This is a genomic window from Rhizobium sp. G187, assembly GCF_051549525.1.
Classification (GTDB): domain Bacteria; phylum Pseudomonadota; class Alphaproteobacteria; order Rhizobiales; family Rhizobiaceae; genus Allorhizobium.
In genome coordinates this window covers 329635-352999 of the sequence record NZ_JBPUGM010000005.1, presented here as the reverse complement: position 1 = coordinate 352999, position 23365 = coordinate 329635, and the positions used below count along the sequence as shown (strand labels likewise).

The window sequence follows — 23365 nt, the reverse complement described above, 5'->3', positions numbered from 1 at the left end:
ATGCTTGCGGGCATTGCGGTCGGTGCAGCACCTGCCGCAGCACAAGAATGCGACATCACCGTCGGCGTGGTCATGGAACTGACCGGCCCTGCCGGCGAATATGGCAAGGCCGGCGCGAAATCCGTCGAAATGGCCTTCCGTGACTTCAACGAAGCGGGTGGCGTCGGTGGCTGCAAGCTGGTCATGGACACCCGTGACAGCCAGAGCCAGGGCAATGTCGCCGTCGACCAGGCCACACAGCTCGTCAACATCAAGAAGGTGCCCGTCATCATCGGCGGGATCATTTCCTCGGTCTCGATCCCGATCCTGACCTCCGTCACAGCGCCGGCCGGCGTGGTCCAGGTGTCTCCGGCTTCTTCCTCCCCGACGCTGACGGCGCTCGGCCGCGAAGGCAAGACCAATGGCGTGTTCTTCCGCACCATCACGTCTGATGCGCTGCAGGGCACGGCGGCTGCCAAATATGCGCTCGATCAGGGCATGAAGAAGATCGCCATCATTCACGTCAACAACGACTTCGGCAATAATCTGATGCAGGAGTTCACGGCTGCCTACACCAAGCTCGGCGGAACGATCACCTCGACGACACCCTATAACGAGAAGCAGGCCAGCTATTCCTCCGAGGCGTCGGTCGCGATGGAAGGCGAACCGGATGCCCTTTACCTCGTCTCGACACCTGTCGACGGTGCAACGATCGCTCGCGCCTGGATCTCTGGCGGTGGCGTGCAGAAGTTCCTGTTCAATGATGGCATGAACTCCAAGGATTTCATCGCCAGCGTCGGCCCGCAATATCTGAACGAGGCCTATGGCACATCGTCCGGCACGACACCGACGACCTCGACCGAATATTTCAACGCTAACTATGAACAGTTCTCCGGTGGGATCGCGCCCTCCGCGCCTGCCGCCGATCGGTCCTACGATGCTGGTGCCATCGTAGCGCTTGCAATTGCCAAGGCTGGCAAGGCGGACAAGGACGCCATCAAGACCGCGATTTCAGAAGTGACGGCGCCTGGCGGCACGCCGATCTACGCCGGCAAGGCGGAATTCGAAAAAGCACTCGCTCTGCTCAAGGACGGCAAGCCAATCAAGTATGAAGGCGTCATCGGCCCTGTCAGCTTCGACCAATACGGCGACATAACCGGCTCCTTCCGCCTCTGGAAGATCACTGACGGAGAGGTGACGACCGTCGGCGAAATGGCATCGGACGCGGTCTCCGAGATCAAGGCCTCTCTCTCGAAGTAGTGTCTTGAGGAGAGGTTGCGTGACCGGGTGGCTTCGCAAGGCCACCCGATTGTCGTGATGCAGGAGGACTGTGAGGTAGCGACTGTCGGGTCTTGGCCACGATGACATGCTCGTCATAGAGATGATCTGGATGGGCGACCTCATAAGGGGTAAACCGCCGCCCGGCATCGAGCACGCGCACGCTGGATGCGCCATGCACCCGGTCGTGATCGGCCTCGGATGCCTGGACCCGCAGCCGCTCGGCCCGCTCGGCCTGCGTCACCGAGCCGATGTGGGCGGGATATTCGTAGAGCTCGCGCCTGATCGCATCCGGCATCTAGATGAGCGAGGGCGTCTCCGTCTCCGTCCCCGGCACCATGGAGGGCGTCTCGAAGTTCCAGTCCGCCCCGGAGCCCTTGCCCGCCCCTCGCACCGTCGCTCGGCAGTGAGGGACGTGAATGTCTCCGCCGCGCCTAGATTGTTGGGGTGACGACAAGATCCATGCGTTGGCCATCCCCTAACAAGGATACCCTTGACGGATCTTACACGGGCACAAAGTGCGATCCGCACCGCTGATGTTGGAATGGAGCGTACTAGACAGAAAACTGTTACATGGTGCCATTTCGGTTTAGTGGGGGGCGGTTGTCACAGATCAGGCAACCAATGATCTCAGATTGTCTGCAGAGGCCGCGAACCACTCCTCGTAGCTTTGTGGCGCACGACCAGTGAGGTAACGGAAATCGTCTGTTGTCATCGACAGGCCGCCAACCCCAACAGTGGTGTCGACCGAGGCAAAGACGCGCGCTATCGGTTCTGGCAAGCCACCGCAGATCATCCCGTTCACGAGCGCTTCTAGCGGTACATCGACGACGGTTACATCTTTCGCCGTTGCTTGGGACAGCAGTGCTGCGACGTCACGATATGCGTAGGTTTTCGAACCGGTGAGTGTAAAGGTCTGCTTGCCCTCATTGGCTTCAACCAGGGCCTTGGCCGCTGCAAGAGCAACATCGTCGCGGGCGATGTAGGCAACGCGGCCTTCGCCGGCCGACGAATGCCAATGACCGCTCGCCAGAGCCGTTGGGGCCTTCTTGTAGACGTTTTCAAAATACCAGTTTGAGCGCAGAATGGTCCACGCAGGGATAGTGCTGGCCGCGATCGCGGCTTCTGTGCCTTCGTGGTCCGGGGCAAACAGCAGTGGTGAATTCGCCGGATCGGGCATGGATGTGTAGAGCAAGTGCCCTACGCCCGCTTGCTCGGCTGCCAGAATTGCAGCCTGGTGCTGGTTGAGCCGATGTCCCGGCCGATCAAGGCTGTTGGTGCTGATCAGCATCACACGACGCGCTTCGGCAAATGTATGTCGAAGAGATGAAGGCTCGTCGAAGTCCACCCGCCGCACCGTGACGCCGCGATCTTTCCACTCCTTCAGCGTTTCCGGTCTGCGGCTGGCAGCGACGATATCGCCTGCGGGCACCATGAGTGTTTCAAGGAGATGATGGAGAACGCGGCGACCCAGCTGACCGGAAGCGCCCGTAACGAGATATTGCGCTGACATGGCAATCCTTTCGGCGGATATTCTGCAGAACGGCTGTGACCGATAACATCAATGCAAGCGTTGGTTGCAGATTGGAACGCTGCGGTAAAGTGGAAGATGTTCACATCCTCGGCATACCGCCTGCAGCATGGACCGTAAGTGAGCATCGACAAAAACACGATTGTCGCGCTTTACGGGCACACGGACCTGAGCTTACATTCCCGTGCTTTTGCTGTCTGTGACATGCGTGTCTCAACCCTACGGGCGGTGCTTGATTCCAGGCAACTCACAGGCAGGCTGCGTATTCATAAATTTCTCTGACGCGTGCCATGCAGATCGAACTTGATCAACAGGGCACGCGTCATAGCAACTGGAGGACGCAGCAGTTTCGCCTGGGCGTCCAGCTTGATGGCGGCAGTCTCAGGATTCCGCGTTGGTCCGAACCCGGCTGAACGAAACCGATGAATCGTCCTGGAAGTGCAAGCCTTCCTTCTCGAAAGCTTCGCGAATTGCGATCAGCGAGGCAGGACGTGTCACCCGTTCGCCGCCCGCTTCGATGCGACGGATGGATGAAACCGATACACCCGAGATGCGTGACAGGTCGTCCAGTGTCCATTCCAGGATGGCGCGCGCCGCGCGAATCTGTGCCGGCATGATCGTCTGGTAAGAGTGATCGTCGGGCAGATGCGAGGCATGGATCTCGTCAGTCCGGATCAGGATACCAATCCATTCATGCGTCTGGCCACCCTTCTTAATGATTGGAACGGCCCGCGCATGGAACCATTCGTAGATCCCGTCCGCCCTGCGGATCCGCAGATTGTTTCGATAGGGGCTGTTGGTCGACACTGCACGCGCCCAGTCGGAAGCGACACGGCTCTGGTCTTCCGGATGCACGGCTGCCAGCCAGCCACCGCCCGCCGCCTGCATCTCGTTCTGACCAGTCAGGCCATTCCAGTTCGACTGGGTCAGCGAGGTCCCGTCCCCACTGATGCGCCATTCCATGCTGACCAGAGAGCCCATGGCCTTCTGGCGGTCGAGCATATCCTCCAGCGCATGGCGGGATTCGTGCATCGCAGTCACGTCAAGAAGCATGCCGATTGCACGGCTCGGCTTGTCATGCTGGTCGAGGACTATTTCCGATCGAAGCTCGATCCAGCGAACGGTCCGGTCGGAACGAATGATGCGGAAATCGCGGTTGACCGGAACGCCGAGGCGGATCATCGACCATAGATCTTCAACCAGCACCCTATCCTCCGGGTGAACTTGTTGAGCGATGCCGGAGATTTCGAAGGGTGTGCCGGGCTGCAGGCCGAGGATTCGGTAGAACCCGGTGCTTGGCCAGCATTTTCCACTTGAGACATCGCAGGACCAAAAACCAATGGTTCTGCGTTCTTCGATAAGTTTCAGGAAGTGTGCAGATGAAACGCCGGACGCCTTGAAGGGAGTTGTCGCAGTATCCGGTAGATTGACTGTTAGCTCGAAATTTTGCATTGAAGAAAATCTCTATCTCTTGGATAAGTTGTATTCCCGCTATTCTTCGTGCCCATTCTGCGAAGCTCCTCACTTCGAGATAGACCTGGCGCTTGGGAGGCGTTGAGGAGAAGGTAATTAAGTTTATCGCAATGGAGCAAGGCCTAATTGCCCTGAAGAGGAGCACTTGCCCAAATTAAATCATAATTGTACATCGTTTAAACAATTATGGGGTGTATCGACTTTTTGATTAAAGCCAATGCGAGCCGAAGTCACGTTTTTAGCGTCAAGGTCGAGAGCAATTTGCGGTCGCCGATTCATCAGGATGGATATTTTGCCCGCGCTGGATCTTGTGATTCGTGTCACTTCCGTGCAGGGAAAGAGGGTCAAGCAGGACCAAGGTTGAAGAGGACCTCATGTCGAACGTGATCAAGTTCGAGCGCCCGCCCGAACCGAAGGTGCCGAAGCCCAAGAAGACGCTGTCGCCGATGCTGCGCCGCCGGCTGACTTGGGGCGTACTTGTGCTGGCATTCGTCGCGACCTGGGCCTATTTTACGCTGGCTGGCGCTTGACAGACGCGTAGGTCAAGTCGGCGCAACCTCGGTTGCAGAACGGACCAGAGCGCCTCTTTCACCGATGACACGCCCTGCGAGCAAGGCTCCTGCAGTTACGGATTGCTGGATTGTTGCGCCAGTGAGCTCTGCTGCGAGAAATCCGGCATTGAAGCTGTCTCCCGCGGCAGTTGTGTCTGCAATCGCAGGGGCTGGAGGCACTGCAAGTTTTTCCAGGCTGCCGTCCCGGTCGAGGATTGTAATCTCTCCCGCGCCATTTTTGACGATGACGCGCTGCGCGCCCGTGTCACGGAAACGGCCTGCGGTTGCTTCTGGGTTCCTGTCGCCATAGTGCGCTGCTTCGTCATCGAAGGATGGCAATGACAGATCGCTGATGGCAATGGCACGATTGATCCACCCACGCATGGTTTCGACATTGTCCCAAAGGCGAAGTCTGAGATTGGGGTCGAACACCACGCGACCTCCAAGACCTGCAAAGCGTGACAAAGTGTCAATCAGGGTCAATCTGTCCGCAGGTGGCAGGATGGCGAGAGTTATGCCAGAGAAGTAGGCGATATCGGCGCCGTCCAGCGCGGCCTCAAGGCGGGCCGGGTCACTGGCCAGCCGGCGGGCGGCACTGTCATTGCGCCAGTAGGTGAAGGAGCGCTCACCATCTTTCAGAGTGATGTAGTAGAGACCAATCGTCTTGTCGGTCAATCGCTGCACATATTCGGTGCCGATCTCTTCCTGGTCCAGGAAGTCGATGAGCCGGTCCGAAAGACCATCACTGCCAATCGCGGTGACATAGTCGATCTGCCAGCGGGCATCCAGGAGACGACGCAGATACCAGGCGGTATTGAGCGTGTCGCCGGCAAAGCCCATGTTCAGTACGCCGGGCGCGCCTGTTTCCGACAATTCGCCCATGCACTCGCCGATCGATACGATCCGTCCCATCTTGATTGAATTCCTTGTAGTTTCGATTGACTATGAAAAGGTTGGGGTGGTCAGGTTCCGCCACGCGGGGACCACGCGTTGGCGGTCATCAACGAAGAGCATTGGATCAAGCATGTCGTGCTCCTCGATTTCTTCGATCATTCGGCCGATATGCAGACGCATCGCTTCGACCGCCAGCCGGTCATTCCCGGCTGCAATTGCTTCGATCACGGCTGCGTGCTCATCAACGACGAGGGTGATCCGCCCTGATTGCGGCAGAACCAATGAACGATAGCGGTCCAGCTGGATCTTGCTGCGCTCGATGACCGACCAGATGCCCGGGCATCCGGCGATCTCTGCGATCAACTGGTGGAATGCGGTATCGATCACATGGATGCGGGCAATGTCCCCCTGCCCCGCGGCTTCCGCAAGTTCTCGCTGATTGCTACGAAGCAGCGCGATTGCCTCGTCGCTGGACCCCGCGATCGCCAGTGAGACGGTTGTTGCTTCAAGGGCAGTGCGGATCAGAATTGCCTCACGCAGCGCGCTGGCCGGTATGCGGGCAACACGAGTACCCGATTGGGGAACGATCTCTACAAGCCCCTCGTCGGCAAGTCGCAGCAATGCCTCGCGAATAGGTGTGCGGCTGACGCCGAAACGGGTCACGAGCTGCTTTTCGGCAAGGATGTCGAGGGGGCGCAGGCGCATATGAATGATGTCATCACGCAGTGTGGCATGGATCCGGTGGGCCGCACCCCTCGTCGTTGCCGGTGCAGTTGCATCGACGGCTATCTGGGTTTTGCCAAGCGCAGGCATGGGAGATCAATCTCGGAGTCTCGAACTGATATACTAGTATATCAGTTCGACCGAGGGGTAAATACGCTTCTGTCGGTCCAAGTCCTCAGCTGAGACCCATGTAGCGTCCCGGCTTGTGATTGATCGCCAGAATTAGATTGGCAATGGCTGCGCCCAAAACTGACAAGGCCAGTCGGTCGGCCGGAAGCACGAAATATGCGGCGGCGAGGATGGTAAGGTCTACGCCGAGTTGGAAGTAGCCGGCGCGGAGCCCGGTCTTTTCCTGGAGATACATTGCTAGAATGTTGATGCCGCCAAGGCCGGTGCGATGGCGAAACAACATCAGCAATCCTGTTCCAATCAAGCCTCCGCCGATGACGGTGGCATAGAGCGGATCGAGGTGTGAGAAGTCGATCCACTGACTGTTTAGCCGCGACAAGACCGAAACCAGAGCTACGGCCGTAAACGTCCGGATGGCAAACGGCCAACCCATTCGCTTCACTGCGAGGAAGTAGAATGGGAGATTGATGAGGAAGAAGATCGGGCCGAAACCCCAGCCGCTCGTATAGGACACGAGAAGTGCGAGACCGGCACTCGAGCCGACGGTCAGCATGGTTTTGGCATAGATCAGCGTGCCGAGGGAGACGAACATGGTCCCAGATATCATTGCCAGCAGGTCTTCATAGAGACGGTGGCGCTCGGCTCTCGCCTCGGTGTTGGCGATTGTCGTGGTCATGGCGTCATCCCAAAAGCGGCTTGAGAATGGATGCAACACGCGCGACGTCGGTCTTTTTCAGGCCCGCGATATTGATGCGGCCGGAGGTCGGCATATAGATCCCGTGCTGGGTGCGCATCGACAACACATCAGCTTCCGTCAAGGGCAGGAGCGAGAACATGCCTTGCTGTTCGGCAATTTGTGGTGCCAGTTGCCACGAATCCGAGAGCGCTGTTGCCAACTCTCGGCGGAGTTCGTTCAGGCGGTATCGCATGCTGTTGAGCTCGTCGGCCCAGGTCTGGCGAAGGCTGTCAAAGGAGAGAATGGTGCGCACTACGGCTGCTCCATGATCGGGCGGCATGGAGTAGCTGGTGCGCGCCATGGTGACGAGGTTGGTGCGCGCCGTATCGGCTGCGGATTGCGTTTCGGCGACAGCGAAGATCGCGCCGGTCCGTTCACGGTAAATTCCGAAGGATTTTGAGCAAGAAACAGCGACAAGCGCTTCAGGTGCTGCAGCAATCACCCGGCGCAGCCCCAGAACGTCCTCCTCGATACCGGAGCCGAAACCCTGATAGGCAGAGTCAATCAGTGGTATCAGACGGCGTTCCGCAATTGTGGTTGCAAGCTCCTCCCACTGGGCTGCTGTCAGGGTGGCACCTGTAGGATTGTGGCAGCTTGCATGGATCAGTACGGCATCGCCTCTTTGGGCGCTGCTGAGAGCCTTCATCATGCTGGAGAAACGAACGTCCTGCGTAGCCACATCGAAATACGGATGGGTCTCGACGGTAAGGCCGGTTGCGCCGAAGATGCCCGCATGATTCGGCCAGCTCGGTAGCCCGAGATGCAGGCGTCCGGTTCCGGCCCGCGCGATGAGCTCTGCGGCGAGCCGCAAGGCGCCGGACCCTCCAGGGGTCTGGACGCCGGCTGCAAATTTTCCAGTTCCCGTACCACCGACAAGATCCCACAGAAGATCAAGGAAGATGCGATCGCCTTCAGGGGCCACATAAGACTTGCTCTCCTGTGTTTCGAGGAGCAACGTTTCTGCTGACTTCACCGCTTCCATGACCGGTGTGCGGCCTCGATCGTCGCGATAGACGCCTACGCCAAGGTCGATTTTGTCGGGCCTGCCGTCCGCATTGTAGAGCCCGATCAAAGCGAGCAAGGGGTCTGTCGGCTGTGAGGCGAGTTTGTCGAACATGAAGCGAGCCTGCGGGGGAGAGGGATGGGTGTCGCACACATAGCAATACCGCAACGCAAAATCTTGTGCGATTTCGACAATTTGCAGGAGCATATCTTACAAGGAATTGCGTGCTTTAGGCAATTGCCGCAATGCAACCGGCCTTGCAGGGAAATCGCGGTCCATTCTGATCTGGGGGGATTGGCATATGATTGAACTGGATAAAACCGACAAGCGGATCATTCAATGTCTGCAGTTGGATGCAACTCTGACGAATTCTGAACTGGCAGAGACGGTCGGTTTGACGGCGGCGCCCCTCTCCCGACGCCTTGCCCGACTTTATGAGACTGGTGTCATCCGCCAGGTCATCGCCGTCGATCCCGCCTGTGTCGGCCTGGGTTTCCAAGCCTTCATAGAGATCACGTTGCATCATAGCACACGCCATGGAAGCGGCCGGTTCGTGGAGCATGTGCGCCGTCTTCCCGAGGTGGTCGAGATCCATGCGGTGGCGGGGGGCTTTGATTTCCTTTTGAAGATCTCGGTGCGTGACATGGCGGACTACAAGCGGCTCATCTGGCAGGAGTTCGACCAATTGACTGATATCAAGACGATCAACTCAATAATGGTCTTCGATAGCCCAAAGGTCGTCTATGGCTATTTGCCGGAGTAGGCTTGCCAGTCATAGCATCGGAGAAGGCGCCGTTTGGCGCCCTCCCCTGCTCTCGTTTCATCCGGCTGCGAGGGCCAGCTTGCGCTTGGCCATGCGGGCACGGATCGATTCTACATCTGCTCGCGGCGTGGCCGCAAACAGCGTGCGGGTATATTCGTGCTGAGGGTCGGAGAACACCGCGTCGCGGCTTCCATATTCGACGGCCTCGCCGAAATACATCACCATGACTTCGTCAGCGATGTATTTGACGACCGAGAGGTCGTGGCTGATGAAGACATAGGTCAGGCCGAATTCATCCTGCAGGTCGGCAAGCAGGTTCAGAACCTGGGCCTGCACCGACAGGTCGAGTGCGGAGACCGGCTCGTCCAAGACAAGAAGCTTCGGATTGAGCATCAGCGCGCGGGCAATCGCGATACGCTGGCGCTGACCGCCGGAGAACATGTGAGGATAGCGGTTATAGTGCTCTGGGCCGAGGCCGACCTTGATCAGCATCTCGGTCGCACGCTCGCGACGCTCCGCAGCACTCATCTTGGTGTTGATCAGAAGCGGTTCACCGAGCACATCGCCGATCTTCTGGCGTGGATTGAGTGAGCCATAGGGGTTCTGGAAGACGATCTGCACCTTCTGACGCATTTCAGCTGTCAGATGTCCTGGACGTGTATCCACCTTCTGGCCGTCGATCAGCAGCTCGCCGGCTGTCGGTTCGTCGATAAACGTCAAAATGCGGGCAAGTGTCGACTTGCCGCAACCGCTTTCGCCAACGATCGCCAGCGTCTTGCCCTTTTCGAGCGAAAACGAAACGCCCTTGACGGCTTGCACGACCTTGGACGGCTTGAGAAAGCCGCCGGGGACATGATAGTCGCGCTTAATATCGCGGATTTCCAGCATCGGGTTGGTCGCGTTGATGTCAGCGCTCATGCAGCACCTCCCATGTCGGCGGCTTTGAGAAAATCGGAGACCGTCGTCAGGCGATCACCAGTGGCGTTTTCCGGCAGGGCCGACAGCAGTGCCTTGGTGTAGGGGTTCTGAGGGTTTTCAAATAGCGAAAGCACGTCGGCCTCCTCCATCTTGCGACCCTTGTACTGGACGATGACGCGGTCCGCGGTCTCTGCCACCACAGCCATGTCGTGCGTGATCATGATCAATCCCATGCCCGTCTCGAGCTGAAGCTTCATCAAGAGATCGAGGATCTGCTTCTGGATCGTCACGTCGAGGGCCGTCGTCGGTTCGTCCGCGATCAGAAGCTTCGGATTGCAGGCGATCGCGATCGCGATCATGACGCGCTGGCACTGGCCGCCCGACATCTGGTGCGGGAAGTGGTTGAGGCGATCCTCTGGGTTGGGCAGGCCGACAAGCTTGAACAGTTCGATGGCGCGGGCACGCCGTTCCGCTTTGCCGAGCCCCATATGCAGCTGCAAGACTTCCTCGATCTGGAAGCCGACTGTGAAACAGGGATTGAGGCTGGCGACAGGCTCCTGGAAGATCATCGCCACGTCTTTGCCGATCAGCTTGCGCCGTTCCGCAGGCGACAGTTTCTGGATATCGAGACCCTCAAATTCCATCTTGTCGGCGGTGATGCGGGCAGTCCAAGGTAGGAGACCCATAACGGCCAGCATGGCGACGGACTTGCCGGAGCCACTTTCGCCAACAATGGCCAGAACCTCGCCCTTGTTGACGGCCATGGATACCCCGTCAACGGCCTTGAACCAGCCGTTGGATGTCTGGAATTCGACGGTCAGGTTCTGAATGTCGAGCAGTGCCATGTCAGGACCTCTTCAGCTTGGGATCGAGCGCGTCGCGCAGGCCGTCGCCCATCAGGTTGATGGCCAGCACCGTGATCAGGATGGCGAGACCCGGGAAAGTCACGACCCACCAGGCGCGCAGGATGAATTCACGGGCCTCCGCAAGCATCGTGCCCCATTCGGGTGCCGGCGGCTGTGCGCCCATGCCAAGAAAGCCAAGGGCGGCTGCGTCGAGAATTGCATTCGAGAAAGACAGTGTGGCCTGGACGATCAGCGGTGCCATGCAGTTCGGCAGGATGGTGCGGAACATCAGGCGGAGGGGCCCTGCCCCCGCAAGGCGAGCGGCGGTGACGTAGTCGCGCGTTTTTTCCGTCATGACGGCGGCACGCGTCAGGCGCACGAAGTGCGGCTGCAGCACGAGCGCAATGGCAATCATACCATTTGTCAGGCCCGGTCCGAGGATGGCCACCAGCACAAGAGCCAAGAGCAGCGACGGGAAGGCCAGGATGATGTCCATCAGACGCATAATGGCAGTATCAAGCCAACCGCCATAATAACCGGCGATGACGCCGATCGCGATGCCGGTGGTCAGCGACAGCGTGGTGACGAAGACGCCGATGAACAGCGAATACTGCGAGCCGTAGATCAAGCGCGAGAGGATGTCGCGGCCGACGGGATCGGTGCCGAGTGGATAGCTCCAGTTTCCGCCTTCCATCCATGCCGGCGGAAGCAGCACCACGTCGCGATACTGTTCGAACGGCGAATGCGGGGCGATGACGCCAGCGAAAACGGCAGTCAGGACGAGGGCGAGGAAGACGACGAGGCCGATGACAGCGCCGCGGTTTTCCGAGAAGTAGAACCAGAATTCAGCCAGCATCTGGCGACGCATCTGCGCGCTGCTGACGACTTGGTTTGGGGAAATCTCTGCCATGGGAATTTATCCTTCTAGTGGCGGATGCGCGGGTTGATCAGGCCGTACAGCAGATCAACGATCAGGTTGACGACCATGATGATGCCAGCGATCAGCAGCAATCCGCCTTGGATGACTGGGTAGTCACGGCGGAAGACACTATCGACCATCCACTTGCCGATGCCAGGCCATGAGAAGATTGTTTCTGTCAGGATGGCGCCAGCGAGAAGGACGCCGATCTGCAGGCCGATCGTGGTAATGACCGGGATCATGGCGTTACGGAGAGCATGGAGGCTGACGACGCGGAAGGGAGACAGGCCTTTTGCACGGGCTGTGCGAATATAGTCTTCCGACAAGACTTCAAGCATGGCCGAGCGGGTTTGTCTGGCGATGACAGCAAGCGGGATGGTCGCGAGCACGATGGTCGGCAGGATCAGGTGGCTGACGGCCGATGCGAAGGCACCCTTCTGGCCCGATAGCAGGCTATCGATCAGCATGAACCCAGTGACCGGGGGGAAGAAGAACATCAACGAAATGCGACCGGATACCGGCGTCCACTGCAGGATACCGGAAAACAGAATGACGAGCAGCAGCCCCCACCAGAAAATCGGCATTGAGTAGCCGACAAGAGCTATGCCCATCATGGTCTGGTCAAAGAAGGAGCCGCGCTTGATAGCCGCGATGATACCTGCGGGAACGCCGATCGCGACCGCAAGAAGGATCGCACAGATCGACAATTCGACGGTTGCTGGGAAAAGAGCAAAGAATTGGTCGATGATCGCACTCTTGGAGACGATCGAGGTGCCGAAGTCCCCGGTAAGGACACCGCCGAGATAGTCAAAATACTGGAATACGACAGGACGATCCAGACCCAACTGTGCGCTGATCAGCGCATGGCGCTCGGGTGACATCACGCGCTCGCCGGATAGCAGCGCGACTGGGTCGCCTGGCAGCAGGCGGATGAATGCGAAGGCGATTACCGAGACACCGAGGAAGGTCGGGATCAGGACGGCGAGCCGTCGCAACAGAAAGCCGAACATGTGTGTGACCTGTTGTTGTTATCTTGAAGGAGACCGGCATCGCGCCTTGATCATCCTTGGTTTCCACGAAGCGTCTGACGCTTCCGGTCGATGCCCGCCATTGGCAGACAGCATCAACAAAATTCGCCGCGGGCGCAATGGCCCGCGGCGAGATGCATGTTTGACCGATTACTCGGCGATGTCGACGTTCTCGAAGGTGAAGTCACCAAGCGGGCTCTGGACGAAGCCAGTAACTTCCTTGCGCATCGGCACGACGGACAGCGAGTGGTCGATGGTCGCCCAGGGTGCTTCCTTCTTGAAGACGGCCTGCGCCTGTTCGTAGAGCTTGGTACGTTCGGCCTGGTCGGAGGTGACCTTGGCCTTCTTTACGAGCGTGTCGAACTCTTCGTTGCACCACTGCGCACGGTTGTTTCCGCCAACGCCTTCGCAACCCAGGAGGGTGTCGAGGAAGTTGTCCGGGTCGCCATTATCACCGGTCCAGCCGAGCATGACGGCGCCGTCGCGATCCTTGGCCTTCGAACGGTCGAGGTACTCAGCCCATTCGTAAGAAACGATCTCAACCTTCACGCCGACCTTGGCGAAGTCGTCCTGCATGATTTCAGCGGCGCGACGTGCGTTCAGCATGTACGGACGCGAAACAGGCATGGCCCAGATCTTCATCGACAGATCCTTGACACCGGCTGCTTCGAGTTCCTTCTTGGCAGCGTCGAGGTCGTAGGCGTCGTCAACAGTGGCTTCACTGTAAGACCACATTGTCGGCGGGATCGGGTTCTTGGCAGGTGTTGCCATGCCCTGGAAGACGGCGTCAACGATCGCCTCCTTGTTGATCGCCTTGTTCAGCGCCTTGCGGACTTCAGGCTTGTCGAACGGAGCCTGCGTCGTGTTGTAAGCGAGATATGCAACGTTCAGACCTTCCTGTTCCATGACGGTCAGGGACGGGTCGCTCTTCATCGCTTCGACGTCGGCTGCGTTCGGGAAGGGCATCAGGTGGCATTCGCCAGCCTTGAGCTTCTGATAGCGAACAGCGGCGTCCGTGGTGATTGCGAAGACGAGGTCGTCGATCTTCGGCGCGCCACCCCAGTAGTCGGCGTTCTTCTTGTAGCGGATGGCTGCGTCCTGCTGATAGGCGACGAAGGAGAACGGACCCGTGCCAATTGGCATCTGGTTCAGCTGTTCCTTCTTGCCTTCGGCTTCGAGCTTGTCAGCGTATTCCTTCGATACGATCGAAGCGAACGGCATGGCGAGGTTCGCGATGAACGGTGCTTCCGGACGGTTGAGCGTGATCTTGACGGTCAGGTCATCAACCTTTTCCATCGACTTGATCAGTTCCGGGAAGCCCATGGAGGCTGCATATTCCCAGGAGCTGCCGGCGACATACTGGTTCCAGGGATGGTCAGCCTTGATCTGGCGCTCAAGCGAGAAGATCACGTCGTCGGCGTTGAGTTCGCGGCTCGGCGTGAAGAATTCGGTGGTGTGGAACTTGACGCCCGGGCGCAGCTTGAAAGTGTACTCGGTGCCATCAGCGTTGACTTCGTAGCTTTCGGCAAGGCCGGCTTCGGCTTCGGTCGTGCCGGGCTTGAATTCCATCAGGCGGCTATAGACGGGATGTGCGGAGGCATCGAAGGTCGTACCGGCGGTGTACATGCCCGGGTCGAAGCCCTCAGGCGAACCTTCCGAGCAATAAACGAAGGTCTTGGCGCTGGCGGCGCCGGAGAGGAACGTGGCCGCGAGCAGAGCTGCAGCGGCGAAGGCGAACTTGGTTTTCATCAGTAGTCTCCCAATGGCGACGGGTATGCCCCTCGCCGGTTCTTCTGGTCCCGCGGCGCGTGAACCGCGCCCGTGTTTTATGAACGTCGGCTTTGATCGACATCCTGGCAAACAGTCAGAACGAGATGGGTTGGTCGCAAATAAGCTACCATTCCAAGCCCGGTCGTCAGGTCGCTGATGCAGTGTCTTATCGGCTCTGAATGCGATGTAAAGAGAGAATCTGCCGTATTCTGCCTACAATTCGGTCCGGTTTTCGCCCCGATCAAGGATTTGTAGAGCATAATACTAGAGCCTGCGCCTTGTCACGTGAGTTTAACGTGATTTAGCGGAATGTGAGAATCGCCGGAAATGCCGGATTTTGGCGATGGCCTGGAGGCGGTTTGGACGGCGCTATTTGGCAAGTGCGAAACCAATCTGACGTAAACGAAAATTTTATCAGTCGGTCAAGAAATTTCGTATCAGAAGATGAGGAGGAGCCCGGCAGGGCTCCTCCTCCCCCTTCAGTCGGCGCGCTGGGTTTGGGGAGAGCGGCCGAAGAAGAGCGAGTAGGCGGCAGGCAGGACGAGGATGGTCAGGACCGTCGCGACCAGAATGCCACCCATCATGGCGTAGGCAAGCGGTCCCCAGAAGATACCGCGTGAGATCGGAATGAGTGCCAGGACGGCGGTCAGAGCCGTCAGTGTGATGGGTCTGAAACGACGCACCGCAGAGCCGATGATCGCCTCGCCGCGATCCATGCCAGCCGCGATATCCTGGTCGATCTGATCAATCAGGATAATTGAGTTGCGGATGATGATCCCAAGGAGTGCGATGACGCCGAGGATGGCGACGAAGCCAAAAGGTGCGCCTGAGATCAGCAAGGCAGCAGAGGCACCGATGATGCCCAGCGGACCGGTTGCCAGAACCAGCATTGCTTTGCCGAAGTGCTGCAGCTGGATCATCAGCAGGACGACGATGACAAGAAGCATGATCGGTGCCTTTGCGGCGATCGATTGTTGACTTTCAGCGCTGTCCTCTGCTCCGCCCTGGATTTCAACGGCGTAGCCAGGTGGTAGGTTGTCACGCAGCGGCTGAAGCTGGTCGAAGATCCGCATGGTGACATCATTCGATTGAACGCCATCCGGAAGCGTGGCTCGAACGGTAATTGTTGGCAATCTGTCGCGGCGCCATTCGATACCTTGTTCGAGGGCCGGGACGACCTTGGCGATCTGCGATAGGGGGATGAATGCGCCGAGATCGGTCGGGACATAAATCGAGTTGACAGCTGTCAACAGGCGCCGATTCTCTTCCGGCTCCCGCGCCACGATGGAGATTGTCTCTTCGCCTGCGCGGACATCGGCCAGTGGCGCCCCGCTCATTGTCGCCTGCAGCATCTGCCGAAGTCTTTGCGAGCTGACGCCCAGAGCGCGAGCTCGGTCCTGATCCACAACGAGCGTCATTGCTGCGACTGGTTCGAGCCAGTCATCATGCACGGCCTGAAGAACAGGGTCTGCATGGAAAGCGGCTTTAACTTCGTTCGCAATCTTTCTGACTTGATTTCGGTCCGGACCCGTAACGCGCATTTGGACGGCCCATCCGGTCGGCGGGCCTAGGAAAAGGCGATCCACCTTGCCTCGAACGGTCGGGAAATCGGAGGCCAGAATACCCCGCAACTTCACAATGAGGCGTTCGCGGGCAGCCTCGTCTTTGGCCATGACCAAGAGCTGGGCATAGTTTGGATTGCGCAGTTGCTGGTCCAGCGGCAGGAAGAAGCGGGGCGCCCCCTCCCCGATATAGGTTGCGACAAAGCGTTGGTCCTCGTCCTTCAGGATCGTGGCTTCGAGACGCTTCGCTTCAGCCTCGACTTCCTTGATTGACGTGCCCTCGGGCAGCCAGAGGTCGACCAACACTTCCGGCCGAGATGATTGCGGGAAAAAGTTCTGCGGAATGAACTGAAAGGACCAGAGGCTTGCCGCGAAAATGCCGAGTGTCGCCAGCACAACCAGGATCCGATGCTTGACGGCAAATCCAACGGTCGCCCGCAAGCGGCGATAAAACGGGGTGTCGAAAACGTCTTTGTGTTCGCCCACATGCGGGCGATGCTTGAGCAGCATGTAGCCGAGCCAGGGGGTGAAATAGACGGCCACGAACCATGACACGACCAGCGAAATGCCAACGACATAGAACAGTGAGCGGACGTATTCGCCAGCTGTGGATTCAGCGAAGCCGACCGGAATGAATCCCGCGGTGGTGATCAGCGTGCCGGTCAGCATCGGGAAGGCAGTCGAGGTGTAGGCGAAACTGGCCGCGTCGATCTTGCTTAGCCCCTCCTCCAATTTACGTTCCATGAGCTCAACCACGATCATTGCGTCGTCGACCAGAAGGCCTAGCGCAATGATCAAGGCGCCGAGCGAGATGCGCTGCAGATCCAGTCCAAGCTCGTACATAATGGCAAAGGTCGCAGCCAACACGAGGGGGATGGCAATTGCGATAACGAGACCAGAGCGCCAGCCGATCGAGAGAAACGACACCACCAGGACGATCAGAAGCGCTTCCCCAAGGGCCTTGGAGAACTCTCCCACCGCCTCGCGGACGACCTCTGGCTGATTGGAGATCTGAGACACCTCGACGCCGAGCGGCAATCCGGCTTCAAAGCGGCCCAGTGTTTCTTCCACGGCCTTACCGACATCCGTGACCTTGAAACCCTTCGCCATGACCACGCCTACCTGGACGGAGTCTTGACCGTTGAAGCGGAACTTCCGCTGATAGGGATCTTCCAACCCTTCGGTCACGGTAGCGATATCGCCAAGTCGCGTTACCTGTCCGCCGGCGCTCAAACGCAGCTCGCGGATGTCTTCAGCGGCACTCAGTCCGCCGTCAACGGCGATCCGGACGGAGCGGGACCCTGTGTCGATCGATCCCGTGGCGTCGATCGCATTCTGGCCGGCCAGTGCCTCTTGAAGATCGGCAAATGTCAGGCCGCGTTCCGCGAGGGTCTGTGATGAGACGTCGATGAAGATCTTCTGTGGTTGGTCGCCGAGAATGACGGCCTTCTCAACGCCCTCGGTCGCAAGTAGGACGTCGCGTGCCTGAATGGCGTATCCTTTGAGCTCCGGATAGGAGAACCCCTCTCCGGTCAGAGCGTAAAGGGTGATAAAAGTGTCGCCGAATTCATCGTTGAAGTACGGACCGAGTAAGCCTTCCGGCAGCTCGTTTTCAATGTCGCCGACCTTCTTGCGCACCTGGTAGAAAGCATCTGCCACGTCTTGAGCCGTGGTGTCGCCATTGACCTGGAGCGTGATGATGGCCGAGCCGGGACGGGTATAGGATTTCACCCAATCGAGATGAGGAGTTTCCTGCAGTTTCCGTTCGATCTTGTTGACGACCTGATCCTGCATATCGGTGAGTGAGGCACCAGGCCAGAAGGCCTGAACGACCATGACACGGAAGGTGAAGTCTGGATCTTCCTTCTGACCCATGCGCATCAGGCCGAACAAGCCCGTGAGGAGGATCAGGGCGAATAGAAACCGCGCTATGGAGGGATGCTGGATGGCCCAGCGGGACAGATTGAACGAACCCGGGGCTGCAGGTGAGGTGCTCATGGTGAAATATCCGAGGGGAGGGGCTGACCGTATCAGCGAAAAGATGAGGGCAGAGCGGGGGAGGTCAGCGCGTCGACGCCGTGAGTTCTCCGCTTGCCAGTTGGGACAGGGTATCGCCCTCAAGCGCGACCTTGAGATCCTCCCGCATGAATTGGGTACCAGCCACGATGACGATGTCCCCTGCGCTCACGCCTTGTGAGATCTGCACGCCCGCTTCCGAAAATGTTTCGAGAGTTACGCGACGGGAGTGAACCGTCTGGCCATCGCGCTCTACGGCCCAGACAATCGGGGCGTTCTCGGCATCGCGCGCAAGGGCAGAAAGGGGGAGTTCGAAAAGCTCTTTTTCGGCGCTCGCCTGAGCTACCACCCGCGCCGTCATTCCAAGCAGGATGTCAGGATTGTCAGAGACTGAAATACGGACAGAGAAGGTTCGGGATGCCGGATCGGCGCTGCCGGCGACCTCTCGAACCGTACCCTCAAGCTTCAGACCTTCCTTCGACCAAAGCCCGACATCGACCTTCTTGCCGACCGAAAAGGCGAGGATCTCGTTTTCAGGAACTGCGATGAGTACTTCTTTTTCGCCGTCGGCTGCCAGAGTTACGACCGGATTGCCCGCTGGGACCACCTGCCCTGCATCGGCATTGATTGCTGTGACGATGCCGGGACGGTCTGCCTTTAGCTCCCCGTATCCGACCTGGTTCTGTGCCTGCTCAAGGCTGGAACGGGCGCTGTCGCGATTGGCGACGGCCTGGTTGAAGGAAAGCTCTGCCTGCTCGAGCTGTGCCTTGGTGCTGACTTGCTGGCGGAAGAGTGCTTCTGCACGGGCCTTTGCGAAGGCTGCCGTTTCGACCTGCCGTTCGGCCGATGCAAGATTGGCTTCAGCGCTTTTGAGTTGAAGCACGTAGTCGGCCACATCAAGACGTGCCAGAACCTCACCTGCGACGACCCGGTCACCGATGTCGACCAGCCGTTCGGTAATCTTGCCGGCGACGCGGAAGCCAGTGGCAGCCTCGCTGCGAGCTTTGACGATGCCAGAGTAGCGGAGTTCGCGGGCCTTGGCGGCAGGTGCTACTTCAACCACCTTCACCGGCCGTGAAGGAGTTTCCGTGGGAGCCTCTGCTTGCTCCTCAGTGCATGCAGAGAGCGTGAGGACTGCCAGGAGAGGCAAAACAAGACGGGTAGATGAGAAGGAAAGGGACATCGGACAATACCTTGGGTGCGGAAAGGGGGGAGGTCAGACCTTGAGGGCCTTGATTGCAAAATCGGTCAGTTCTTCCGGCGTGACGCGGTTGGGTTTGCCGACGCATTGGGCGACCAGTTGCGGATGGTGCAGCGCGATCGTAGCGGCTCCAAAAGCACGTGCCGCTGCATCGGCATCCCCTTTGCGGAACTCGCCTTTCTCCATGCCATCGGCGATGATTGTCGCCACCACGTCCTGGATCTTGTCGATAAACTCATCGATGACATTCCATTCGCGTTCAATCGCAACCAGCACCATCTCGTGCACCCGCTGCTCGACCAGCATCATGTCGACGGTGAACTTGAAATGCGCGAGGGAGTAGTGACGCAGCCTCTCTTCGGCACTGGCTGGCATTTTGGCTGCATCCTCGGCAATCGTCAGGCTCTGTTGCAGCATTCGCGCGCAAAGCGCCTGATGGATTTCGGCCTTTGATGCGAAGAAACGATAGATGTTCGCAGGTGACATGCCGAGATCTTTGGCAATGTCTGCGACGGTGGTCTTGGCATAGCCATAGTGACGAAAAAGTGCCTCTGCCGCATCCAAGATGCGGTGATTGCTTTCCTGGCGCCCCGGTTCCAGCGCGTTATCTGCAATTGCTGACATGATAAATCCTGAATGCTGACGAAAATCGAATTTCGTCAGTCGTAAAACGAAAGGTGATATGAGTCAATCCTGATGTTCCGGGAACAAAATCCAAGCAAGAGCATCTTGCACCCGTGATGCCGTCCACAGCGGCGCGGTGCTGAAACCGGCAGTCCGGAAAAGGTGTATTATTGTGAAGCCGCAAATGACCGAGTTGAACCTCCAGACGACCCTCAACGACGTTGTCACTGCGGTGCGCAAGGCGAGCCCTGAGATCCTCGAAAAGGCGACTGTCGAGGCAGACGCAGCCGGAAAGCCCGCGCCGCGCAGGACGGATTTTGAAAAGTTTGGAATTGCCGTCTTCATGAAGGACGGCCAGATGGCCGCGGCTGGAAATGCGGGCGTCAGCTTTCCAATTCAATCAATTTCCAAGGTCTTTGCCGTGGAAGTAGCCCTTGAGGCTACCGGCGAGGCATTGTGGAAGAGGGTAGGGCGAGACCCGTCTGGCGACCCTTTCAATTCGATCATCGATCTGGAGCGCGCGAAAGGCATCCCCCGCAACCCTTTCATCAATGCCGGCGCGCTTGTGGTCTGCGATGTTTTGGCATCCCTCAAAGGCCAAAACAGTCCAAATCGGCATGTCATTGCGCTCTTTGAACGTATGCTCGACGGTCAACCGATTGAACTTGATGACGATGTCATGGCCAGCGACCGTACAGGGGGAGATCTCAATCGATCACTGATGTTCATGGCCCGACACTTCGACAACCTCACCAATCCAGTCGAGGATGTAATGGATACCTATGTTCACCAGTGTGCGATCAAACTAGATTGCCGTGGCCTCGCGAAAGCAGGTCGCTTTCTGATCCTTGATGATCCCAAGGATGATGACGAGGTGAAACTCAGTGCGGCCCGTAGGGCGCGGCGCATCCTGTCAATCATGATGCTCTGCGGGCAGTATGATGGATCAGGCGATTTCGCCTATCGTGTTGGACTTCCTGCAAAATCCGGAGTCGGTGGTGGTATTCTTGCCATCGCGCCGCTTCATGCATCTATTGCCGTCTGGTCCCCCGCGCTCGATCCGATGGGGAACAGTTGGCTTGGAGCTCTCGGTCTGGAAATTCTGACCTCGAAAACAGATTGGTCTGTCTTCGGTGCTAGCCGCTTGTGATCGACTGGATGGCTCTAAAGCCCCGATGCCTTGGTCAGGTTGATCCGGAAGCGGTCCCGACGCCGCTGATAGCGGCGGGTCATCTCGGCTGATGCATGCCCGAGGTGCTTTTGGACATAACGCTCTTCCACGTCTGCTGACGATGCGAGCCCGGCACGCAATGAGTGCCCTGAGAACTTAAGGGCGCGGTCTGTCTCGCTCAGGTCGCCGCCGATGCCTGCCGCCATGGCGGCACGCTTGACCAGCCGCGCGACTTCCTTGTCATTCAAGCGATCGGGGCCGACGGATTTTCCTTGCCCAGTGATGCGGCGAAACAGGGGCCCATGCGCAAGTTTAGCGAACTTGATCCATGTTTCGATGGCTGCAACCGGGCAACTTGCGTCGGCTGAACCCCGCCCAATCTCCACTTCCCGCCAGCCGGTCTTGCCGCGCAGGGTTACAACCAAGCCTTGGTCGAGGATTTCGATCCAGCCTCGACCCTCCTCGGTTTGATCGGGTTTCAGATCAAGCCCGACGATTTCCGATCGCCGAAGGGCGCCGGCATAACCTACAAGCAGCATGGCACGGTCGCGCATTCCCCGAAGCGTTCCTCGTTCGAGCGTATCGATCATCGCGAGAATGTCTGCGCCCATCACCGCTTCCTTCTGCGCAGGCGGGCGAGCATGGAGGTTACGGATACCCGCCATCACCGCGGTGATGTGGCGGTCCTTGCGATCAAGGACGAGGCCACGCTGCGCGTAATTCCAGGATAGTGAGGAAAGGCGGCGCTCGATTGTCGCGACCGAATTCGGCCTTGTGCCATGGTCGCCAGGGCCGGCGGCGGTGCCTGAGGCGCAGGCGGTGATATAAAGGCCGACGGTCTGCGGATTTGCAGGAACGACATCGATATTCGATCTCCGACACCAGGCAGCGAAATGTTTCCAGTCGGATGCATAGGCCTTGCGGGTGTTGGCGGAACTTGCTGCCTCGACATAGGCGCGCGCCCGTACGGTCAGGTGGGCCAGATGTGCAGGGTCCGCGGCACTTTCAACGGGGGAGGTGGGCGATGTCTGAGCCGGATCACTGGGAGCCACAATACCCGGCGGTGACGAGCTCACCTTGACGCAATCTTCACTGCTTTGATCGATGATTTGGGTCATTCAACCTATGAAGACCATAATGTCCGATAATGCAAGATTATCGGACATTATTGATCAACGACAGGGTGTGCAGTTATCGGGCCAAATGGGCGGCAAACTGCACGTTCCGTTTTTGAACTCAAATGACCGGAACGTGGTGCTCGCCCGTCGGCGGTACCGATGACCTCCTGGCCGACAGCCGGGGGAACATGAATCAACACGCAGGGATTTAGGAGTGACGGCCGCAATCTCTGTTTCCAGGCGGATGCTGGACTTACAGATAGGCGCCTTCCAAACCATGGCAGAGGTTATGCCTTGGCTGTTCGCGACGCTCGTTTTCCTCTCGGCCACTTGAATCTAAGCCAGAAGGATCGCTTTGGATGGTTTTAGCTCTTTCCGAGGGGAAGTTGCTGAAGATCACAACTCTTCCTTCAAAAGCAGTGATCTGGCGATTTCAGAGGCCTCTTCTATATGCGATCTGCAGGCGCGCTCTGCTGCTTCCGGGTCATTGTCTGTAATGGCATTAAAAATTTCTCTCATCCGGGCAGGCCCAGAAACTGTGCGATTTCGTGTCGAAAGCGTCATTACCCTCAGGCGGGAAATACGTCCGTTGAGACGGTTCACGATTTCCCAGGCGATGACGTGCCCACCGGCCTCAAACATGACTTTATAGAACTCAAGTGTCGCATCCAGAATTGCGGGCGGAGACTGGTTCTTTGACGTTTGATCGAGTTCATCGAGGGCTGTTGCCAGTTTGGCCTTGATTGCCGCATCGGCTCGCCTTGCACAATCTGCCGCCGCAGTGGCTTCGAGGGCCAATCGGATCTCATAGATTTGTCTGGCATCCTCCCAGCTAATCCGTGCGACCGTGGGCCCCTGCTTAGCAACGTTTTCGACCAGCCCCTCTGATTCCAGATGGCGGATGACTTCCCGGATCACGGAGCGCGAGACACCCATCTGCTCGCAGAGGTTACGCTCCACCAATCTTTGTCCCGGTTCAAAAAGGCCCGAGATAATGGCGCGCCGCAACCGGTCGAGGGCAATCTCCCTCAAGGTCACGGGCGGGGTTTCGATCCGCAGATCGGCAAGGTCATGGTCTTGTTTCAGCATCATTCTTCCATAGCTGCATTTTTTGTCACCAGCAAGGTCTTGAC

Annotated in this window: 20 protein-coding genes and 1 pseudogene; 4 read left to right on the top strand and 17 right to left on the bottom strand. The window is 58.3% G+C overall.

Annotation, left to right across the window (positions count from 1 at the left end; genetic code table 11):
* On the top strand, window positions 1–1239 hold the full coding sequence (locus tag ACSV9I_RS16655; RefSeq protein WP_438330024.1) for an ABC transporter substrate-binding protein: 1239 nt from the start codon (window positions 1–3) through the stop codon (window positions 1237–1239).
* Between the two features lie 97 nt (window positions 1240–1336).
* Here ACSV9I_RS16655 and ACSV9I_RS16650 read toward each other — a convergent pair.
* From ACSV9I_RS16650 to ACSV9I_RS16640, 3 genes and pseudogenes are all read right to left on the bottom strand, one after another.
* A pseudogene (locus ACSV9I_RS16650) lies at window positions 1337–1642 on the bottom strand (phage late control D family protein); the annotation flags it as partial.
* A gap of 228 nt (window positions 1643–1870) precedes the next feature.
* A complete protein-coding gene (locus ACSV9I_RS16645; RefSeq protein WP_438329972.1) occupies window positions 1871–2770 on the bottom strand; it encodes an SDR family oxidoreductase in 900 nt (299 codons plus the stop codon).
* 399 nt (window positions 2771–3169) lie between these two features.
* Window positions 3170–4129 carry a PAS domain-containing protein gene (locus ACSV9I_RS16640; protein ID WP_438330023.1) on the bottom strand — a complete coding sequence of 320 codons (960 nt, stop codon included), beginning with the start codon at window positions 4127–4129 and terminating at the stop codon, window positions 3170–3172.
* Window positions 4130–4635: 506 nt separating this feature from the next.
* Here ACSV9I_RS16640 and ACSV9I_RS16635 point away from each other — a divergent pair.
* Window positions 4636–4791 carry a hypothetical protein gene (locus ACSV9I_RS16635; RefSeq protein WP_438329971.1) on the top strand — a complete coding sequence of 52 codons (156 nt, stop codon included), beginning with the start codon at window positions 4636–4638 and terminating at the stop codon, window positions 4789–4791.
* A gap of 12 nt (window positions 4792–4803) precedes the next feature.
* On the opposite strand, the gene ACSV9I_RS16630 is transcribed toward ACSV9I_RS16635, so the two are convergent.
* The 4 genes from ACSV9I_RS16630 to ACSV9I_RS16615 all read right to left on the bottom strand — a co-directional run bounded on the left by ACSV9I_RS16630 (window position 4804) and on the right by ACSV9I_RS16615 (window position 8411).
* On the bottom strand, window positions 4804–5724 hold the full coding sequence (locus tag ACSV9I_RS16630; RefSeq protein WP_438329970.1) for a sugar kinase: 921 nt from the start codon (window positions 5722–5724) through the stop codon (window positions 4804–4806).
* A gap of 30 nt (window positions 5725–5754) precedes the next feature.
* Window positions 5755–6519, bottom strand: coding sequence for a GntR family transcriptional regulator (locus ACSV9I_RS16625; RefSeq protein WP_438329969.1), 765 nt, complete (start codon window positions 6517–6519; stop codon window positions 5755–5757).
* 85 nt (window positions 6520–6604) lie between these two features.
* Entirely contained in the window at window positions 6605–7234 is a 630-nt protein-coding gene (locus ACSV9I_RS16620; protein ID WP_438329968.1) for a YitT family protein, read from the bottom strand.
* 4 nt (window positions 7235–7238) lie between these two features.
* Window positions 7239–8411 (bottom strand): amino acid aminotransferase, encoded by a 1173-nt coding sequence (locus tag ACSV9I_RS16615; protein ID WP_438329967.1) that lies wholly within the window; start codon window positions 8409–8411, stop codon window positions 7239–7241.
* Between the two features lie 187 nt (window positions 8412–8598).
* Between ACSV9I_RS16615 and ACSV9I_RS16610 the strand changes: the two genes are divergently transcribed.
* On the top strand, window positions 8599–9060 hold the full coding sequence (locus ACSV9I_RS16610; RefSeq protein ID WP_438329966.1) for an Lrp/AsnC family transcriptional regulator: 462 nt from the start codon (window positions 8599–8601) through the stop codon (window positions 9058–9060).
* Between the two features lie 57 nt (window positions 9061–9117).
* On the opposite strand, the gene ACSV9I_RS16605 is transcribed toward ACSV9I_RS16610, so the two are convergent.
* The 8 genes from ACSV9I_RS16605 to ACSV9I_RS16570 all read right to left on the bottom strand — a co-directional run bounded on the left by ACSV9I_RS16605 (window position 9118) and on the right by ACSV9I_RS16570 (window position 19943).
* The gene (locus tag ACSV9I_RS16605; protein WP_438329965.1) at window positions 9118–9978 is read right to left on the bottom strand and encodes a dipeptide ABC transporter ATP-binding protein; all 861 of its coding nucleotides are present in this window, start codon (window positions 9976–9978) and stop codon (window positions 9118–9120) included.
* A complete protein-coding gene (locus ACSV9I_RS16600; RefSeq protein WP_082352438.1) occupies window positions 9975–10823 on the bottom strand; it encodes an ABC transporter ATP-binding protein in 849 nt (282 codons plus the stop codon). Before ACSV9I_RS16600 ends, ACSV9I_RS16605 begins: the two co-directional genes overlap by 4 nt.
* Window position 10824: 1 nt before the next feature.
* Complete coding sequence (locus ACSV9I_RS16595) at window positions 10825–11733, bottom strand: ABC transporter permease subunit (protein ID WP_054157448.1); 909 nt, start codon at window positions 11731–11733, stop codon at window positions 10825–10827.
* 14 nt (window positions 11734–11747) lie between these two features.
* Window positions 11748–12752, bottom strand: coding sequence for an ABC transporter permease subunit (locus tag ACSV9I_RS16590; protein ID WP_054157449.1), 1005 nt, complete (start codon window positions 12750–12752; stop codon window positions 11748–11750).
* 168 nt (window positions 12753–12920) lie between these two features.
* Window positions 12921–14519 carry an ABC transporter substrate-binding protein gene (locus ACSV9I_RS16585; RefSeq protein WP_438329964.1) on the bottom strand — a complete coding sequence of 533 codons (1599 nt, stop codon included), beginning with the start codon at window positions 14517–14519 and terminating at the stop codon, window positions 12921–12923.
* Between the two features lie 500 nt (window positions 14520–15019).
* Window positions 15020–18100 (bottom strand): efflux RND transporter permease subunit, encoded by a 3081-nt coding sequence (locus tag ACSV9I_RS16580; RefSeq protein WP_438329963.1) that lies wholly within the window; start codon window positions 18098–18100, stop codon window positions 15020–15022.
* A 64-nt stretch (window positions 18101–18164) separates the two neighbouring features.
* Window positions 18165–19301 carry an efflux RND transporter periplasmic adaptor subunit gene (locus ACSV9I_RS16575; protein ID WP_054157452.1) on the bottom strand — a complete coding sequence of 379 codons (1137 nt, stop codon included), beginning with the start codon at window positions 19299–19301 and terminating at the stop codon, window positions 18165–18167.
* 33 nt (window positions 19302–19334) lie between these two features.
* Window positions 19335–19943 (bottom strand): TetR/AcrR family transcriptional regulator, encoded by a 609-nt coding sequence (locus ACSV9I_RS16570; protein WP_054157530.1) that lies wholly within the window; start codon window positions 19941–19943, stop codon window positions 19335–19337.
* Between the two features lie 184 nt (window positions 19944–20127).
* Here ACSV9I_RS16570 and glsA point away from each other — a divergent pair, with 184 nt between their 5' ends.
* Window positions 20128–21093: a glutaminase A gene (gene glsA / locus ACSV9I_RS16565; RefSeq protein ID WP_438329962.1), complete on the top strand. Its 966-nt coding sequence runs from the start codon at window positions 20128–20130 to the stop codon at window positions 21091–21093.
* Between the two features lie 14 nt (window positions 21094–21107).
* Here glsA and ACSV9I_RS16560 read toward each other — a convergent pair whose 3' ends face one another.
* Complete coding sequence (locus ACSV9I_RS16560; RefSeq protein ID WP_438329961.1) at window positions 21108–22232, bottom strand: tyrosine-type recombinase/integrase; 1125 nt, start codon at window positions 22230–22232, stop codon at window positions 21108–21110.
* A 396-nt stretch (window positions 22233–22628) separates the two neighbouring features.
* Window positions 22629–23324 (bottom strand): GntR family transcriptional regulator, encoded by a 696-nt coding sequence (locus ACSV9I_RS16555; RefSeq protein WP_438329960.1) that lies wholly within the window; start codon window positions 23322–23324, stop codon window positions 22629–22631.
* Window positions 23325–23365 lie beyond the last annotated feature (41 nt).

Coding starts and splice junctions, on each gene's coding strand:
- ACSV9I_RS16570 (WP_054157530.1), bottom strand. CDS start 19,943: ATGTCAGCAATTGCAGATAACGCGCTGGAACCGGGGCGCCAGGAAAGC.
- ACSV9I_RS16595 (WP_054157448.1), bottom strand. CDS start 11,733: ATGGCAGAGATTTCCCCAAACCAAGTCGTCAGCAGCGCGCAGATGCGT.
- ACSV9I_RS16590 (WP_054157449.1), bottom strand. CDS start 12,752: ATGTTCGGCTTTCTGTTGCGACGGCTCGCCGTCCTGATCCCGACCTTC.
- ACSV9I_RS16560 (WP_438329961.1), bottom strand. CDS start 22,232: ATGACCCAAATCATCGATCAAAGCAGTGAAGATTGCGTCAAGGTGAGC.
- ACSV9I_RS16630 (WP_438329970.1), bottom strand. CDS start 5,724: ATGGGACGGATCGTATCGATCGGCGAGTGCATGGGCGAATTGTCGGAA.
- ACSV9I_RS16575 (WP_054157452.1), bottom strand. CDS start 19,301: ATGTCCCTTTCCTTCTCATCTACCCGTCTTGTTTTGCCTCTCCTGGCA.
- ACSV9I_RS16580 (WP_438329963.1), bottom strand. CDS start 18,100: ATGAGCACCTCACCTGCAGCCCCGGGTTCGTTCAATCTGTCCCGCTGG.
- ACSV9I_RS16585 (WP_438329964.1), bottom strand. CDS start 14,519: ATGAAAACCAAGTTCGCCTTCGCCGCTGCAGCTCTGCTCGCGGCCACG.
- ACSV9I_RS16625 (WP_438329969.1), bottom strand. CDS start 6,519: ATGCCTGCGCTTGGCAAAACCCAGATAGCCGTCGATGCAACTGCACCG.
- ACSV9I_RS16655 (WP_438330024.1), top strand. CDS start 1: ATGCTTGCGGGCATTGCGGTCGGTGCAGCACCTGCCGCAGCACAAGAA.
- glsA (WP_438329962.1), top strand. CDS start 20,128: ATGACCGAGTTGAACCTCCAGACGACCCTCAACGACGTTGTCACTGCG.
- ACSV9I_RS16610 (WP_438329966.1), top strand. CDS start 8,599: ATGATTGAACTGGATAAAACCGACAAGCGGATCATTCAATGTCTGCAG.
- ACSV9I_RS16645 (WP_438329972.1), bottom strand. CDS start 2,770: ATGTCAGCGCAATATCTCGTTACGGGCGCTTCCGGTCAGCTGGGTCGC.
- ACSV9I_RS16620 (WP_438329968.1), bottom strand. CDS start 7,234: ATGACCACGACAATCGCCAACACCGAGGCGAGAGCCGAGCGCCACCGT.
- ACSV9I_RS16600 (WP_082352438.1), bottom strand. CDS start 10,823: ATGGCACTGCTCGACATTCAGAACCTGACCGTCGAATTCCAGACATCC.
- ACSV9I_RS16555 (WP_438329960.1), bottom strand. CDS start 23,324: ATGATGCTGAAACAAGACCATGACCTTGCCGATCTGCGGATCGAAACC.
- ACSV9I_RS16615 (WP_438329967.1), bottom strand. CDS start 8,411: ATGTTCGACAAACTCGCCTCACAGCCGACAGACCCCTTGCTCGCTTTG.
- ACSV9I_RS16605 (WP_438329965.1), bottom strand. CDS start 9,978: ATGAGCGCTGACATCAACGCGACCAACCCGATGCTGGAAATCCGCGAT.
- ACSV9I_RS16635 (WP_438329971.1), top strand. CDS start 4,636: ATGTCGAACGTGATCAAGTTCGAGCGCCCGCCCGAACCGAAGGTGCCG.